Genomic DNA, 16,184 nt, shown 5'->3' on the forward strand with positions numbered 1-16,184 from the left:
GTTCTCTTGTCCATGTCCACCCCGGTGCGTGCCACATGCTGGGCCTGTACCTGGGGGCACCCGTGTCGGCGTAGGGACGCCCCCAGGGGGGCTGACACGTCAGTGCAACAAATTGACATGTCAACCATCAAGGGTTGCGAGGGAAGGCCGTGCGCTCGGCGCCGCGCCTGCATTCGCCGCGCTTCAGGGCTCAATCATTCACATCGCTGGCGAAATCTTGTATGTTCCCTATAGGACACTGGGTGCGGATTCCCTGACAAGCGGATCCCAACCTGTCACGCCATTTCAACGAAGCCTTCCTCGCGAGGGGGGAGGAGGCTTCGTTCGTCCATAACCCTCCAAACCCAAAGTCTGTCTCCAATGAATTGGACTCTTGCTCGTTCTCCCGCGTGGTTCGGCCTCGGCAGGAACCTGGGGCGCGTTGGTCTCATCATCGGTCTTTGCGGAGCACTCACCGGAGCGCGCGTGCAGGCCGCCGCGCCGCAGCCCATCGGCAGGGCCTTGCCTCCCGTCACCCAGAAGCCGCTCACCCCGCCTGGCGGCTCGATTGCTTCCCCCATGCCTTACGACGTGGATTCGTCGCTCGTGCGGCAGCTCGTAGCCAAGGGACAGATCGCCCAGGCCCAGGCCCTGTTCGACACCTTCGCCTGGGAGAACTTCCTGGCCTTGAACTCGCCCGCCGACGCCGACGGGAACCCGGACGCCAGCGTGCAGACGGACAACCCCGAGAAGGCCCGGGTCTGGGAGTTCTTCCGGGAGAGCAGCAGCGTGTTCCTTCCGGATGGCGTCCAACCGGAGCCTTGGGCGAGCACCGCCAAGAAGCTCGCCCCCCTGGTGCAGCGCCGCGAGGCCCCCACGCGCCGGCTGTGGATGACGAGCCTCGGCAGTCGCAAGGCCGCCAATGACACGTCCCTGCTCAATGAGAGCTTCCAGGCCTTCTCCGGCCCGCTGGTGGACCTCCATGGCAACTGGGTCCGCTACGAGGTCCTGCTCAACAAGACGGAGTTCGACTACCTCTACCAGAACGAGCTGTACAACCTGGACGGCCAGATCGTCTACACGGCCAGGAACCCCATCGACTTCCCTGCCAACGATGGCAAGAACGGGCCCGGCTCGATGGAAATCAAGCTGGCCTGGAAGCAGCTGACGGGCGCTGACGACCCCAGCCGCTTCTTCGTGCGCCAGGGGCAGGTCATCCATTACGACGCCGGCCCGGACGGGGTGCAGAAGGCCGGCCGCGTGACGACCGAGATGATGGGCCTGGTGGGCATGCACATCGCCGTGCGCACCCAGTCTTCCCCCACCTGGGTGTGGGCCACCTTCGAGCACGTGGACAACGTCAACGTCAATCCATTGGAGCTCGACAGCCAGGGCCGCACGCGGCGCCCGAACTTCTACAATCCCGAGACGCCCGTCGCCCCCGTCAACCAGCTCGCGCCCATGAATGCGCGCACCGCCGCTGGCGCGCCGCTCACCACGTGGGCAGAGAACCTCACCCACACGCCCACCCAGGTGCTCCAGGTGCTCCCGGTTCCCGGCGGCACCGAGGCCATCAACGCCAGGTTCCAGGCCGCGCTGCTGAGCCAGGGCTCCGTCTTCAAGAACTACAAGCTCATCGGCACCCAGTGGCCCACCGAGCCCTCCTTTCCGGCCTTCCCAGGCGGAATGGTCTTTGGCACCAACATCTCCTCGGCCCCCGAGAGCATCATCTACAAGACGCCGGGCAAGGTGGTGCCCACCTACCTCGTCAACACCACCATGGAGACGTTCTTCCAGCACGGCAACCAACAGGCCGGGCCGCTCGAGCAGGATGACCGGCTGCCGTCCGGCACGGTGAGCGACACGCAGCTGGCCTTTGGCACCGAGAGCTGCGTGGGCTGCCACTACTCCGCGGGCGCCTGCATCGGCTTCAAGACGGACGTCCAGGGTCGACCGATGTTGGACGGCAACGGCAAGCGCATTCCCATCTTCGGCAAGGACGCCAACGCGGGCCGTACGGGAAGTGCCAACTACAGCTGGCTGCTGCAGATGCGTGCCCAACCCAAGCCCTATACCCCTCCCACCCACGGCGCCGTCCTGCCGGTGAAGACGTCCCAGCAGACGCGGTAGCTCCAGTTCCCTCCCACCCCCTTCGTCGCTCGCAACCGCCATGAGCCAACCCCTTCCCAAACTCGCCCAGCGCTCGCAGGAGCGCGCTCGCACCACCGCCCAGGCCGCCGCGCCCGCCGACAGCTACATGTTCGTCAACGTCGACGCGTTCACGCCCAACAACGACGGCTGGACGTCGATCGGCGACATCGCCCACCACTCGCGCGCCCGCGACGTCTTCACGCTCACCACGGTGGAGAATGCCCTCTCGTTCCAGATTTCCTTCCTGTCCAGCACCTGCTTCCGGGTGCGGTTCAACCCCGCGCAGGGTTTCGACTATTCGGTGGAGACGTCGGTGGCGGTGGTCAACCGCAACCTGGGTGACGTCAACCTGAACGTCCTCCAGGATGACGATCAGGCCATCGTGGTGGATACCGGCGCGATCCGGGTGGAGATCCAGCTCCAGCCGTACCGGATCCTCGTGTACCGGGGCCAGCAGTTGATCAACGCCGATCCGCCGGGCAAGAACCTCGTCTACATCCCCGGCCAGGAGGTGATCGCCAACTTCAAGGTCTATCCTGGCGGCGCCCGCTACTTCGGCTTCGGGGAGAAGGCCGGCAGCCAGGTGTTGAAGAACGAGTTCACCATGACGTTCTTCAACTATGACAACTACATGTACAACGGTCCCGTTCCCGCGAACAACGAGGGGGGTCCGCTCAACCCCAGCGAGCCGCTGTACTGCTCCGTGCCACTGCTGATGGAGAACAACCCCACGCCTCAGGGGGACTACGTCGGCAGCCCGTACAGCTACGGAATCTTCTTCGACAATTCCGCCCAGTCGTACATCAACATCGGCGCCGACGACTACTCGGACATGAGGGGGAAGTACTACTTCGGTGCCCTGTACGGGGACATGGATTACTACTTCATGGCGGGTGACGACACCGCCGGAGTGATCCAGCAATACACCACCCTCACCGGGCGCCCCACGATGCCGCCCAAGTATGTCTTCGGCTACCACCAGGGAGGCTACGGCTACTACAGCCGCGACATCCTGGAAGGGGTGGCCGATGCCTACCGCACTGCGCGGATCCCTATCGATGGGCTGCACATCGACGTGGACTTCCAGGACAACTACCGCACCTTCACCACCAGCGAGATGAAGTTCCCCAACACGCCGGAGATGATGGATGGCCTGCACGCGCGTGGGTTCAAGTGCAGCACCAACATCACCCCGTTGTTGACGAACAACGATCTGGACGAGAACGGGAACAAGACGCTCTACGCGCAGCGGCAGGCCCTGCAGAACATCAACGGGCTCATCTACGACACCCTGGCCAATCAAGGGCCCAACCCCGATGAGTTCGTGGGAACGGTCTCCTATGGGAGCAATAATGGCACCAACCCCTACCCGGTGCCGCCCCTGCACCCGGTGAATGGCTCCATCCCGCTCGGTGCAAATGGAAACTACCCGGACTTCGGCCGCGCGGACGTGCGCCAGGTCTGGGGGCAGCAGTACTCGCACCTCATCAAGGACGTGGGACTGGACATGATCTGGCAGGACATGACCTGCCCGGCCCTCCAGGCGACCACCGACACGCCTTCCCAGACGTTCCCGCTCGCGCTGGAGACGTACAACGGCACCACGTACGTTCCCAACGCGAAGATGCACAACGCCTACGTGCTGCTGCTGCTGCAGGCCACCTGGGAGGGAATCAACATCCTCCGTCCGGACAAGCGCAACTTCATCATCGCGCGCGGCGGCTTCGCCGGCATGCAGCGCTACGCGGGCCTGTGGACGGGTGACTCCGCCTCCACCTGGGAGTTCCTGCGGATCAACATCCCCGAGGTACTCAACCTGGGCCTGTCCGGAATCCCCATCTCGGGCTGCGACATCGGCGGGTTTGCCAAGGACCCGGGCACCCCCTCCGAGGTCGTCGGCGATCCGTTCAAGGGCGCCAAGGTGGAGGGCGGCGTCACCAATTACGAACTCCTCACCCGCTGGATGACGCTCGGCTCGTTCCTGCCCTGGTACCGCAACCACTACGACGGCTACAACAAGCAGTTCCAAGAGCCGTATGCCTACGGAGAGCCCGTCCCCACCCACTGCCGCAAGTTCGTGGAGCTGCGCTACCGCATGCTGCAGCTCTACTACGACAGCATGTACCAGGCGACGCAGACGGGCCTGCCGATCGCCCGGGCGCTCTTCCTCAACGATCCCCAGGATCCCCGGGTCTACGATTACCTGGATCAGCAGTTCTTCATCGGCCGTGACTTCCTGGTGGCGCCCATCACCCAACCAGGCGAAGGCGCTCCGCCGGTGGCGACCCGGTCCGTGTACCTGCCCGCTGGCAGCCAGTGGTACGCCTTCAAGGACAACCAGGCGCCACTCGACGCGCCGGTGGACGGCGGCACCCTGATCGACAACTGGGTGGCGGCGCTCGACCAGGTGCCCACCTACGTCCGCGCCGGGGCCATCCTGCCCTTCCGCGAGCTGGAGCAGTACGTGGGCGAGAATCCCGAGAACCCGCTCACCTTCAACATCTACCCGGGGCCAGACAGCGTCTACTCGCTGTACCAGGATGACGGAACCACCACCCAGGCCGAACTCCAACAGGCCTACCGGCTCACCGAGATCAGCCACACGGGCATCTCCGGCGGCCAGATCGTCCAGGTGCGGCGCGTGTTCGACCAGTACACCCCTCCGGCGAAGTTCTACTACGTCGCCCTGGTCGGAACCCGGGCGCCCTCCTCCGTCACGCTCGACGACGCGGCGCTTGCCGATGCCGGGGACCCGGACAGCCTCTCCTCGTCCCCGGGCAACGCCTACTACTGGAACCAGGACATCCAGGTCACCTTCATCAAGGTCTTCGACACCCAGCCCGACCGCTCGGTCACGGCGATGTACCTGTAGACCAATCGCTCTCCATACATACGAGGGTTTCCATGATTTCGCGGCACGGACTCGGCAAATCCGCCACCATCTATTTCACCTGCACCTGGAGCCAACGGCTCGAGGGTGAGCTCAAGCCGGGCGGCAAGCTTGGCCTCTACTACGATCCACACCGGATGCCGCTGGCCCCCGATTACCTCTTTGGTATGCCCGGCCAGCCCATCACGGTGCACGTGCGGTTCTCCGAGAAGGGCCCGGTGCAGAGCAAGGTGCTGTGGTCGCGCTCCGGCATCCTTCGCCATGTCGAGAAGGATCCGACGGGCCACGGCGCGATGCTCCTCCAGGAGTTCGTCGTCCCCGCGGATGCCGAGGAGCTCCGCGTCTGGTTCGACTACCGGGGCAGTGATGGCCAGGTGCACTACGACAGCGACTACGGCCGCGACTACCGGTTCCGGTTCGTGACCCGGGATCTCCGGGTGCACCCGGTGCCGCCATCGGAGCACGGCGCCTCGCGCCAGCTCCGGCTCGCGGTCAACCCGGAGGCCACGCAGGTCCGCGTGCGCTACCGCGTGCTCGAAAAAGGCGTTCCTGGCCAGGTCCGGGAGGCGCCGCTCACGGACACCGGTGCCCGCGACCCGGAGGGGGGCCACATCTGGCTCCTCCCCCACGCGGTGCTCCCGAGCGCGGTGCCCGTGGTCTTCGACCTGGCCTACCAGCTCGGTGGCCGTACCTACGTCGACGACAACAGCGGCAGGCATTTTCGGAAGGACTGAGTCAAAGCCGTCGCCGTGGACCCGCCGCCAGGCCCGCCTCCACGGGCGTGGCGGCGGGTGATGATTTGATGGGGCCGACCCGTGGACGCGAAGACGTCCGCCCCCTCGGCCGAGCCACATGTCGGGGATGTCCTTGTCGGAGTGTTCATGAATTCGAGCAGTCAGCGACGCATCGAGATGCATCTACAGCACGGCGAGAGTCTGGTCGCGAGGTCCGCTGGCGGAGCGTGGGCCGAGTGCGAGCCGCACCACGACCTGCCGCACGTCTACACCGTCGACACGGGAACCTTGGCCCCCGGGGAGCCGTTCCGGTACGTGGTGCGCCGCGCCGACGGCACCGAGCGAGCGGAGCGATTCTTCGCCCATTCGCTTGAGCGGGGCGGGCCGATGGACGTCTGGGAAGGGATCCGTGCCATCGACAACGCCTTCTACGCCACCGAAGTCCGGGAGCACCTCGAGCGCCGCGGGTTCGCCGTGGTCCGACGCGTCCTGTCCGAGGATCTGCTGAGCACCTTGCGCGCTGTCGTGCAGCCCCTCATCACCGACGTATGGGAGGCGAACAGGGCGGCGCACCGGGACAAGATCAACCTGGAGAAGGTGCTGCTGCATGTTCCCCATCTCCTCCAGGCGCTGGCCGAGAAGGTGGGGCCGCTCCTCAAGAGCATCCTGGGGAACGAGGTGTTCCTCGAGTACGAGCAGGTCATGGTGGTGCGCGCGGGGACCGCGTATGCCACCAAGTGCCACCGGGATGTCGATGGCGGCAAGGCTGGCTACTCCGAGGCCTCGCGGCGCCACAAGGGCTCGGTGCACCTCTGGATCCCGCTCGTCGACATCGACGCGACGCGGGCGTGCATGTATGTCGATCCGTTCGATGCGCCCGGACAGTCCCTCGACATGACGATGCGGGCCGGCGACGCACTGTTCCTGCACAACTACGTGTGGCACGGGAGCCGCGCCAACACCTCTGGGGTGGACCGCATCTCCTGGCTGCTGAACTTCGCCCCCGCGCCGAGCCACGATGAGAGCAACCCGGGCGCCGACCTCAACCTCCAGCTCCTGCGCGGTGGAGTGCCCACGGACCTGGCCCCCGACGTGTGCAACCGGTTGGCCCAGGAGAAACACAGGTTCCTGAACCTCTTCGACGCATTCTTCACGTACGACCCGTCCCAGCTGCGCATGGTGCATCCGGACAACCGGCGCGGGAACCACGAGGCGCGGCCCCTGGTGGCGGGGACTCCACGCAAGCCCGTGCAAGCCCAGCGCTGACGCACACCCTGGCGAGCTCCAACAGCCCCACCGCGCCCGCGGTGGACAAACAAAAAAGCCCAGCAATCCGAAAGGATTGCTGGGCTTCTTTTGGCGAGGAGTACGGGACTTGAACCCGTGGCCTCCGGCGTGACAGGCCGGCGTTCTAACCAACTGAACTAACTCCCCACAACGCCTCTCCCCGAGAGGAGAAGATGAAGACCCTGGAGCCTACCGTGAGGTGAAACTCCAGGGTCTTCGATGGTCGGGGCGACAGGATTTGAACCTGCGACCACTTGCACCCCAAGCAAGTGCGCTACCAGGCTGCGCTACGCCCCGTTGAGTCGTCTCGTCGCCGCCGGTTTCGGCGTCAGCGAGATGGGCTGCTTATGCCCGCCCCATCTCCCCAGGTCAAGAAAGAGATCGGGCACTTCCTCAAAAAATCTATTCGGCCTTGGCCTTCAGGCCGCCCGCGGAGGCCGCGAGCGGACCCACGTCCTCGAGCTCCTCGTCGAAGTCCTCGGGATCCAATCCCGCGGCCTCGGCGGCGTCGGCGGCGGCCTCCTCGGCGGCGTCCAGCTCGGAGTGGTTCTCCGGAATCTGCTCGCCGTTGAGGGCCGCCTTGAGCACCGCGCTCGGCCGGAAGGTCAGCACCCGGCGCGCGGAGATTTCGATCTCCTTGCCCGTCTGCGGATTGCGCCCCACGCGCGCCTTCTTCTGGCGCACCTGGAAATTGCCGAAGCCGGAGATCTTGATCTTGTCCCCGCGCTCCAGCGTCTCCTTGAAGGTGTCGAAGACGAGCTCCACGATCTCCGCCGACTCCTTCTTGGAGAAGCCGACCTTCTCGTAGACGCCCTCGATGATGTCCGCCTTGGTCATGCGCGTGCCTTCGCGTCCCTCTCCAGGGGGTGAACCCGGCGGACTGTGACAGCCTTCCCGGACAGCTGTCAACCCACCGGTTTCACTCAGGTTTTCCCGTTTCCAACGTCAGCTGCGCAGCGCTCCGCCGAGGCGTTGGTTGACCTCGGAGATGATGCGCTGGTGGGCGGTGCCCACCTCCACGTCGGTGAGCGTGCGCTCGGGCGAGCGGTAGCGGATGGCGTAGGCGAGGTTCTTGCGGCCCTCGGGGATGGGCTTGCCCGTGTACACGTCGAACACGAGCGCGTCCTCCACCAGCGGCCCGCCCACCTCCAGGATGACGCGGCGGACCTCGTCGTTGGCGAGCTCCACCGGCACCACCACGGCCAGGTCACGGAGCACGGCGGGGAACTTCGGCAGCCCGCGCGAGGAGGGCACGAGCCGGGCGGCGGCGTAGAGCGGCGCCGTGTCCAGCTCGAAGACGAAGACGTCCCGGGGCAGGTCCAGGGCCTTGGTCACGCGGGGGTGCACTTCGCCCACGTGGCCGAGCACCGTGCCGTCCGCCAGCTCCACGCGCGCGCACGCCCGCAGGTGCCAGGCCGGGGCCTCGGCGGGCACGAAGCGCACGCCGTCCACGTGCAGCGCGTGCAGCAGGGACTCCAGCGCGCCCTTGGCGTCGTAGAAGTCCGCCCGGGCCTCCTTCTGCGTCCACGAGCGCCCGCCGCGCACGCCCCAGACGAGGCCCGCCACGCGGTGCACCTCGCGGGTGGCCGGACGCTGGCCCTGCCCGCCCTCCGCATCCCGGAGGTAGGCCCGGCCCATCTCGTACACGGACACGGTGTCCACCTGGTGCCGCACGCTGCGCGAGAGGTTCTCGAGCAGGCCGGGCAGGAGGCTCGTGCGCATCACGGACTGCTCCACGCTCAGGGGGTTGAGCAGCGCGACGGGCTGCTCGGTGCCGCCCAGGACTTCCAGCGTGCGCGGGGTGACGAAGGAGTAGTTCACCACCTCGCTCAGGCCCGCGCCGGACAGGGCCTGGCGGGCGCGGCGCTCGGCCTCGGTGGTGGGCGACTCGGGGGCCAGCTCGGCGAGTCCCCGGGGCAGCTTCGCGGGGATGTTGTCGTAGCCGTACACGCGCGCGAGCTCCTCCATGAGGTCCTCCTCGCGCTCCACGTCCACGCGGGCGCGGGGCACCTCGAAGGTGCTCTGACCGCTCCCCTCCTCCACGCCCCGGAAGCCGAGCACGCCGAGGATGCGCCGGCACTCGGACTCGGCGATGGACACGCCGAGCACCTTCTCCACCCGGCCGTAGCGCAGGGTCACCCGGCGCGGCGGCTGGGGCTGGGGGTGGAGGTCCACCCGGCCGGGCGCCACGGTGCCGCCGGCCAGCTCCGCGATGAGCGCCGCGGCGCGGTCCACCGCGGGCACGACGGCGTCCAGGTCCGCGCCGCGCTCGAAGCGGTGCGAGGCCTCGGTGTGCAGGCCGTGGCGCTTGGAGGAGCGGCGCACCGTGGCGGGCTGGAAGTGGGCGGACTCGAGCACCACGCGCGTGGTCCCCGCGCCCACCTCGCTGTCCGCGCCGCCCATGACGCCGGCCAGGGCCTGGGCCCGGTCCCGGTCACAGATGAGCAGATCCTCGGGCGAGAGCGTGCGCTCCTTGCCATCCAGCGTGGTCATCTTCTCGCCGGGCCGCGCGGTGCGGACGATGATCTCCTGGCCCGCCACCTTGTCCAGGTCGAAGGCGTGCAGGGGCTGGCCGTACTCGAGCAGCACGAAGTTGGTGACGTCCACCACGTTGCTGATGGGGCGCACGCCGCAGGCCTTGAGCCGGTCCTGCAGCCACTGGGGCGAGGGGCCGATCTTCACGTTCTCGATGACGCGCGCGGCGTAGCGCGGGCAGCGCGTGGCGTCCTCGATGCGCACCCGCACCTTCTCGGAGGCGGGCGCGCCGGACTCGGCGAGCCGGGGCTCGGGCGGACGCAGGGGGGCGCCCGTGGCCACCGCCACCTCGCGCGCCACGCCCAGGTGGGACAGGGCATCCGGGCGGTTGGGGGTGACGTTCACCTCCAACACCACGTCATCCAGCCCGAGCGCCTCGGCGATGGGCGTGCCGGGCGCGAGGTCCGCGGGGAGGATGAGCAGGCCCGAGGACTCCTCGGACAGGCCCAGCTCCTTGGCCGAGCAGAGCATGCCGAAGCTGTCCACGCCGCGCAGCGGGGCCTGCTTGATCTCCACCCCGTTGGGCAGCCGGGTGCCGAGCGTGGCCAGGGGGACCTTGTCCCCGACCTTGAAGTTCTTGGCGCCGCACACCACCTGGAGCATGTCCGCCTGGCCCAGGTCGATCTGGGTGACGGAGAGCTTGTCCGCGTTGGGGTGCTGCACGGACGCGGCGATGCGGGCCACCACCACGCCGCGCAGGGCATCGCCGGGGCGGTCCATGCCCTCGATCTCCAGTCCCACGGCGGTCAACCGGCGCGCCAGCTCGTCCACGTCCGCGGGCAGCGCCACATAGTCCTTGAGCCACTTGACCGAGATCTTCATCAGAACTGCTCCAGGAAGCGCGCGTCGTTCTCGAACATCATCCGCAGGTCGTCGATGCGGTAGCGCAGCATGGCGATGCGCTCCACGCCCATGCCGAACGCGTAGCCGGTCAGCTGGGTGGCGTCATAGCCCGCGTGCTTGAACACGTTGGGGTGCACCATGCCGCTGCCGAGCACCTCCAGCCAGCCGGTGTGCTTGCACACGCGGCAGCCCTTGCCGCCGCACGAGGTACAGGAGATGTCCACCTCGGCCGAGGGCTCGGTGAAGGGGAAGAAGGAGGGCCGGAAGCGCGTGCGCGTGTCCGAGCCGAAGAAGGCCCGCACGAAGGCGTCCAGGGTTCCCTTGAGCTCGGCGAAGCTCACGTCCTTGTCCACCAGCAGGCCCTCCACCTGGTGGAACATGGGCGTGTGGGTGATGTCCGAGTCGCGCCGGTAGACCCGGCCCGGCATGATGGCGCGGATGGGCGGCGGGCGGTTGAGCATGAAGCGCACCTGCACCGGCGACGTGTGCGTGCGCAAGAGCACCGGGCTGTCCGCCTTCTTCGCGTGGCCGAGCGAGGCGTCGTCCACGTAGAAGGTGTCCTGCATGTCGCGCGCGGGGTGATCCTTCGGGAGGTTGAGCGCCTCGAAGTTGAAGTAGTCCAGCTCGATCTCCGGCCCGTGCGCCACCTCGAAGCCCAGCCGCTGGAAGGTGCGGACGATGTCCTCCATCGTCCGGGACACCGGGTGGCGGCTGCCCGGGGACACGCTCCGGCCCGGCAACGTCACGTCCAGTCGGGGGCCGCGCAGCTCCGCCGCGAGCGCCGCCTCCTCCACGCGCTGGGTGGCATCGGCCAGGAGCTGCTCGATCTCGGCCTTGACCTGGTTGGCCACCTCGCCCAGGGCGCGGCGCTCGTCGGGGGGCAGCTTGCCCATGCCCCCGAGCACACCCGACAGCTCCCCCTTCTTGCCCAGGTATCGGATCCGGAGCGCCTCCACGGCGGAGGGCTCCGACGCGACGGAGATGTCGCGCCGCGCCGCATCCGCGAGCGTCTGCAAACGGTCTCGCATCGGACAACTGCCTTTCCTCCCCGGAGCATGCCGGGGCCAAAAAAAAGGGCCGCCCACAGGGGCGGCCCGGTTTGAATCTCAGGAGCGGAGCGAGCCCGGTGAACCCAGGCCCCACTCACCTCTCACGGTGTGCTTCAGGCCGCCTTCGCAATGTTGGCGACGGCGGCAAAACCGGCGGGATCCGCCACGGCCAGGTCGGCGAGGACCTTGCGATCCAGAGCGACCTTGTTCTTGGCCAGACCGGCGATCAGCCGCGAGTACGACAGGCCCACGGTGCGGGCGGCCGCGTTGATGCGGACGATCCACAGCGAACGGAAGTTGCGCTTCCGCTGGGCGCGGTCACGGCTGGCGTAGTCCAGCGCGCGCTCCACGGCCTGGTTGGCCCGCTTGTAGCAATTCTTGCGGCGGCCCCGGTAGCCCTTGGCCAGCTTCAGAATCCGATTACGACGACGACGGGCCTTGAATCCTTTTTTGACGCGCATGACTCAACTCCTGCACTGCGAGGTGTTTGAAAACCCCCGGTGTCCGGGCGAAACGCCCTTCACCGTCAGGGCCCTCTGACAACATGACGACGACGGCTAGTTCGCCCCGTACGGGAACAGCTCCAGACGCACCTTCTTCGCGTCCATGTCCCGGAGGTGACCCGTGCCACGGTGCTCCCGCTTGAGCTTCGGGGACTTCGCGTGGGTGAACAGGTGCTTGCCGAGCGCCTTGGCGAACTTCACCTTTCCGGACTTCTTCACGTGGAAGCGCTTCTTGGCGCTGCTACGCGTCTTCAGCTTGGGCATGATGCCGTTCCTTCCTGACTGCGACTGCGTCCATGCCGGGGAAGGGAGCCCGTGAGGGCCCCCCAACCGGGTGCTGCTACTTCGCTCCGCCGGACGGCGGCGCGGACGCCCCCGCCGCGGGAGCCGGTGCCGAAGCGACCGGCGCCTCGGCGGTCTTGGCCGCCGAGCCCTCACCCGGAGCGTCGCCGGGCTTCTTAGCACTTCCCGATGCCGGCTTGGCCGCCGCATCGGGCTTGCCCGCCGTATCGGTCTTGGCCGCCGCGTCAGGCTTGGCCGCCGCCTCGGTCTTGCCCGCCTCGGGCTTGGCCGCCGCGTCGGTCTTGCCCGCCTCGGGCTTGGCCGCCGCGTCGGACTTGGCCGCGTCGGGCTTGCCCGCCGCATCGGCCTTTTCCGCCGCCAGGGCCTGTTGACGGACCAGGTCGCGCGCCCGCTGAGCCACCTTCGGGTTGGGGGCGATGATCATGAACATCTGCCGCCCTTCCATGCGCGGCATCTGCTCCACCACCGCCACGTCCTTCAAATCCTTGACGACGTCATCCAGGATGGCCGAGCCGAGTTCCTTGTGCGTGATCTCACGGCCACGGAACATGATCGTGACCTTGGCCTTGTTCCCCTCCTCGAGGAAGCGGCGCACGTTGCGGACCTTGAACTCGTAGTCGTGCTCCTCCGTCTTCGGACGGAGCTTGACTTCCTTGAGATGGACGACGACCTGCTTCTTCTTCGCGTCCGAGGCCTTCTTCTTCTCCTCGTACTTGAACTTGCCGTAGTCCATGATCTTGCAGACCGGCGGCTTGGCCATGGGGTTGACCTCGACAAGGTCCATCCCCTCGGACTGAGCGCGCTCCAAGGCTGCTTCGATCGACAGGACGCCGAGCTGCTCACCCGCGGGTCCTACGACGCGGACCTCGCGAGCGCGGATACGGCGGTTCGTTCTTTGATCGCGAGCGATGTGTAAGCCCTCCAGCTAGTGGGAGTAGGTGCCCCCCTCGGAAGGGGGGCAAGATACTTGCCAGACTCCGGGAGTCAAGAGCCGACAGCGCTCCTGGGCCCCCGGGTGAAACATCACGGCCAGGCGGCGTCCTTCTGGAGGATCGCCTCGAAGGCCTCCAACTTCATGCTCTTGAGGTCCTCGCCGCCGTAGCGACGGGGGGCCACCGCGCCCGCCTCCACCTCGTTGTCACCAATAACCAGGGTGAAGGGCGTTTTCTGGATCTGCGCGTCCCGAATCTTGGCGTTGAGCGTGATCCCTCGCTCGTCCAGCTCCACCCGGTACCCCTTGGCGCGAAGCTGGTCGCGCACCTGGCGGGCGTACTCCATCTGACGGTCCGCCACGGTGACGAGGGTGGCCTGCACCGGCGCGAGCCACGCCGGGAAGGCGCCCGCGTAGTGCTCGATGAGGATGGCGATGAACCGCTCGAACGAGCCGAAGATGGCGCGGTGCAGCACGACCGGCCGGTGCTCGGCGTTGTCCTCGCCCACATAGGTGAGGTCGAAGCGCTCGGGTGCCAGGTAGTCCAGCTGGATGGTGCCCAGCTGCCACTTGCGGCCGATGCTGTCGGACACGTCGAAGTCGATCTTCGGCCCGTAGAAGGCGCCATCGCCCGGTTTGAGCTCGTACTGCAGCCCCATGCTCTCCAGGGCCTGCTTGAGGCCCCCCTCGGCGCGATCCCACAGGGAGTCGTCCCCGAGCCGCTTCTCCGGGCGGGTGGACAGCTTCACCGAGTAGCTCAGCCCCACCGCCTTGTAGACGCGGTCGAGCAGCTGCACGAAGCGCTTCACCTCGTCAGGGATCTGATCCTCGCGGCAGTAGATGTGGGCGTCGTCCTGGGCGAACTGGCGCACGCGCGTCAGGCCCCCGAGCGAGCCCGCCGCCTCGTTGCGGTGCAGCACGTCCTGGGTGTGCAGGCGCAGGGGCAGGTCGCGGTAGCTGTGCTTCTTGAAGCCGTAGTACAGGTGATGGCTCGGGCAGTTCATCGGCTTGAGCGAGAAGTCGTGCTCGCCGCTCTCGCTGTCCAGCACGAGGAACATGTTCTCCTTGTACTTGCCCCAGTGGCCGCTCGTCTCCCAGAGGCCCTTGTTGTAGAGCAGCGGCGTCTTGATCTCCACGTAGCCGCCGTCCGACGTCAGCCGACGCATGAAGGCCGACAGCGTGTTGTAGAAGGTCGTGCCCTTGGGGGTCCAGAAGGCGGCGCCGGGCGAGTACGGGTGGAAGTGGAAGAGATCCAGCTCCTTGCCCAGCTTGCGGTGGTCGCGCTTGCGCGCTTCCTCCATGCGCGTGAGGTACTCCTGCATCGCCTTCTTGTCGAAGAAGGCCGTGCCGTAGATGCGCTGGAGCATGGGGTTGCGGTGATCGCCCCGCCAGTAGGCGCCGCTGGTGGACAGGAGCTTGATGGCGCCGATCTTCCCGGTGCTCGGCGCGTGGGGCCCCAGGCAGAAGTCCACCCAGTCCCCGTGCGTGTAGAGCGTGAGCGTCTTGGCGCCCTTGGCCGCGATGTCCTTGACGATCTCGACCTTGAACTTCTCGCCCTTGCCCTCGAAGAGCTGGATGGCCTCGTCCATCGAGATCTCGCTGCGCACGAAGGGCTGGTTCTGGGCGATCTCCTTGTTGGCCTCCGCCTCGATCTTCTCCAGGTCCTCGGGCGTGAAGGGCCGGTCGCGGAAGAAGTCGTAGTAGAAGCCCTCCTCCGTGGCCGGACCAATCGTCACCTGCGTGCCCGGGTAGAGCCGCTGCACCACCCCGGCCACCACGTGCGCGGCGTCGTGCCGGATGAGATCCAGTCCCTCGGGGCTCTTGGAGGTGAAGATCTGCAGCTTCACGTCCGCCTCGAGCTTGCGCGACAAGTCCACGTCCTCGCCGTTCACCCGCGCGAAGAGGGCAGCCTTGGCCAGACCCGCTCCAATGCCCTCGCGCACGAAGTCCGCGATGGACGTGCCCCGGGCCGCCTGCTTCTGGCTGCCATCCGGGAGCGTCACCGTGATTTGATCCGACATGCGAGACCTCGGAAAAGAACACGGGCGGCAGGCTGATCAGCCTGCCGCCCGCGTGTTGGAACCTGGTACATCGAGTGGGTCGTAGTGGGATCGAACCACTGACCCCTACCGCGTCAAGGTAGTGCTCTACCGCTGAGCTAACGACCCGTGCACCTCGGGACTCGTCGTCACGAAGGCGGGCGGGGAATTACAGGGCGTGGCCGCGACTGTCAAGCAAACAGAGAGGCCCCACCACACTCTTCCCGGGGCGCGTCCAGCACGGCCCGCACCCGCGCCGTCACCGTGTCGAACATGGCCGGGGTCAGCCGGCCCGTCTGCGTGTTCTGCTGGCTCACGTGGTAGCTGCCCACGAGCACCGGCGCCCCCGCGAGCCGCGCCTCCGCGCCATGCCCGAACGCCGGCCGGGGAGACGGCACGCGCACGCCCGTGCGCTGCATCCAGGCGAGCGACGCGTTCCAGGCGATGGCGCCCAGGGCCAGGATGACCTGGACGGGCAGCAGGGCCAGCTCGCGATCGAAGAACGGCGTGCAGCGGGCCAGCTCCTCCGGCAGGGGCTTGTTGTCCGGGGGCGCGCACCGGCAAGGCGCCGAGATGAAGGCGTCCGTCAGTCGCAGACCATCCTCCCGGTGATCACTGCGGGGCTGGTTGGAGAAGCCCGCGCGCTGCAATCCCGCCAGGAGGAACTCCCCTGAACGGTCACCCGTGAAGTAGCGGCCCGTGCGGTTGGCCCCGTGCGCCGCGGGCGCCAGGCCCACGATGACCAGCCGGGCCCGGGGGTCCCCGAAGCCGGGCACCGCCCTGCCCCAGTACGTCCAGTCCCGGTAGGCCCGGCGCTTGTCGCGGGCGATCTGCTCGCGCCATTCCACCAGGCGGGGACAGGCCCGGCAGGCGATGATTTCCTCATGGAGGGCGCCCAGCCCCCCGACACCCGGTTCCGTGGCTTCGCGCTTCGACACGT

At 67.4% G+C, this 16,184-nt stretch carries 12 protein-coding genes and 3 tRNA genes; 4 read left to right on the forward strand and 11 right to left on the reverse strand.

The window, feature by feature from the left end:
* The first annotated feature begins 558 nt into the window (after positions 1-558).
* From I3V78_RS24145 to I3V78_RS24160, 4 genes are all read left to right on the forward strand, one after another.
* Positions 559-2,109, forward strand: coding sequence for a hypothetical protein (locus I3V78_RS24145; protein ID WP_204490797.1), 1,551 nt, complete (start codon positions 559-561; stop codon positions 2,107-2,109).
* 40 nt (positions 2,110-2,149) lie between these two features.
* Positions 2,150-5,002 carry a glycoside hydrolase family 31 protein gene (locus tag I3V78_RS24150; protein ID WP_204490798.1) on the forward strand — a complete coding sequence of 951 codons (2,853 nt, stop codon included), beginning with the start codon at positions 2,150-2,152 and terminating at the stop codon, positions 5,000-5,002.
* Between the two features lie 32 nt (positions 5,003-5,034).
* Entirely contained in the window at positions 5,035-5,754 is a 720-nt protein-coding gene (locus tag I3V78_RS24155; protein ID WP_204490799.1) for a DUF6209 family protein, read from the forward strand.
* A 147-nt stretch (positions 5,755-5,901) separates the two neighbouring features.
* Positions 5,902-7,020 (forward strand): phytanoyl-CoA dioxygenase family protein, encoded by a 1,119-nt coding sequence (locus I3V78_RS24160; RefSeq protein ID WP_204490800.1) that lies wholly within the window; start codon positions 5,902-5,904, stop codon positions 7,018-7,020.
* A 91-nt stretch (positions 7,021-7,111) separates the two neighbouring features.
* On the opposite strand, the gene I3V78_RS24165 is transcribed toward I3V78_RS24160, so the two are convergent.
* The 11 genes from I3V78_RS24165 to I3V78_RS24215 form a co-directional block, all read right to left on the reverse strand.
* Positions 7,112-7,188 (reverse strand) — tRNA-Asp (locus I3V78_RS24165).
* 73 nt (positions 7,189-7,261) lie between these two features.
* Positions 7,262-7,338, reverse strand: a tRNA-Pro gene (locus I3V78_RS24170).
* 105 nt (positions 7,339-7,443) lie between these two features.
* Positions 7,444-7,878, reverse strand: coding sequence for an integration host factor subunit alpha (locus tag I3V78_RS24175; protein WP_204490801.1), 435 nt, complete (start codon positions 7,876-7,878; stop codon positions 7,444-7,446).
* Positions 7,879-7,986: 108 nt separating this feature from the next.
* On the reverse strand, positions 7,987-10,398 hold the full coding sequence (gene pheT / locus I3V78_RS24180) for a phenylalanine--tRNA ligase subunit beta (RefSeq protein WP_204490802.1): 2,412 nt from the start codon (positions 10,396-10,398) through the stop codon (positions 7,987-7,989).
* Positions 10,398-11,447 carry a phenylalanine--tRNA ligase subunit alpha gene (gene pheS / locus I3V78_RS24185; RefSeq protein WP_204490803.1) on the reverse strand — a complete coding sequence of 350 codons (1,050 nt, stop codon included), beginning with the start codon at positions 11,445-11,447 and terminating at the stop codon, positions 10,398-10,400. Before pheS ends, pheT begins: the two co-directional genes overlap by 1 nt.
* A 134-nt stretch (positions 11,448-11,581) precedes the next feature.
* Positions 11,582-11,929 carry a 50S ribosomal protein L20 gene (gene rplT / locus I3V78_RS24190; RefSeq protein WP_204490804.1) on the reverse strand — a complete coding sequence of 116 codons (348 nt, stop codon included), beginning with the start codon at positions 11,927-11,929 and terminating at the stop codon, positions 11,582-11,584.
* 96 nt (positions 11,930-12,025) lie between these two features.
* On the reverse strand, positions 12,026-12,235 hold the full coding sequence (rpmI, locus tag I3V78_RS24195) for a 50S ribosomal protein L35 (RefSeq protein WP_095981481.1): 210 nt from the start codon (positions 12,233-12,235) through the stop codon (positions 12,026-12,028).
* 76 nt (positions 12,236-12,311) lie between these two features.
* A complete protein-coding gene (infC, locus tag I3V78_RS40230) occupies positions 12,312-13,199 on the reverse strand; it encodes a translation initiation factor IF-3 (RefSeq protein ID WP_338023853.1) in 888 nt (295 codons plus the stop codon).
* A gap of 98 nt (positions 13,200-13,297) precedes the next feature.
* Complete coding sequence (gene thrS, locus I3V78_RS24205) at positions 13,298-15,226, reverse strand: threonine--tRNA ligase (protein ID WP_204490805.1); 1,929 nt, start codon at positions 15,224-15,226, stop codon at positions 13,298-13,300.
* A gap of 75 nt (positions 15,227-15,301) precedes the next feature.
* Positions 15,302-15,373: transfer RNA gene (locus I3V78_RS24210), tRNA-Val, on the reverse strand.
* Between the two features lie 62 nt (positions 15,374-15,435).
* Positions 15,436-16,182, reverse strand: coding sequence for a uracil-DNA glycosylase family protein (locus I3V78_RS24215; protein WP_204490806.1), 747 nt, complete (start codon positions 16,180-16,182; stop codon positions 15,436-15,438).
* Between the last annotated feature and the right edge of the window lie 2 nt (positions 16,183-16,184).

It is taken from the genome of Archangium primigenium, from assembly GCF_016904885.1.
Taxonomy (GTDB): domain Bacteria; phylum Myxococcota; class Myxococcia; order Myxococcales; family Myxococcaceae; genus Cystobacter; species Cystobacter primigenius.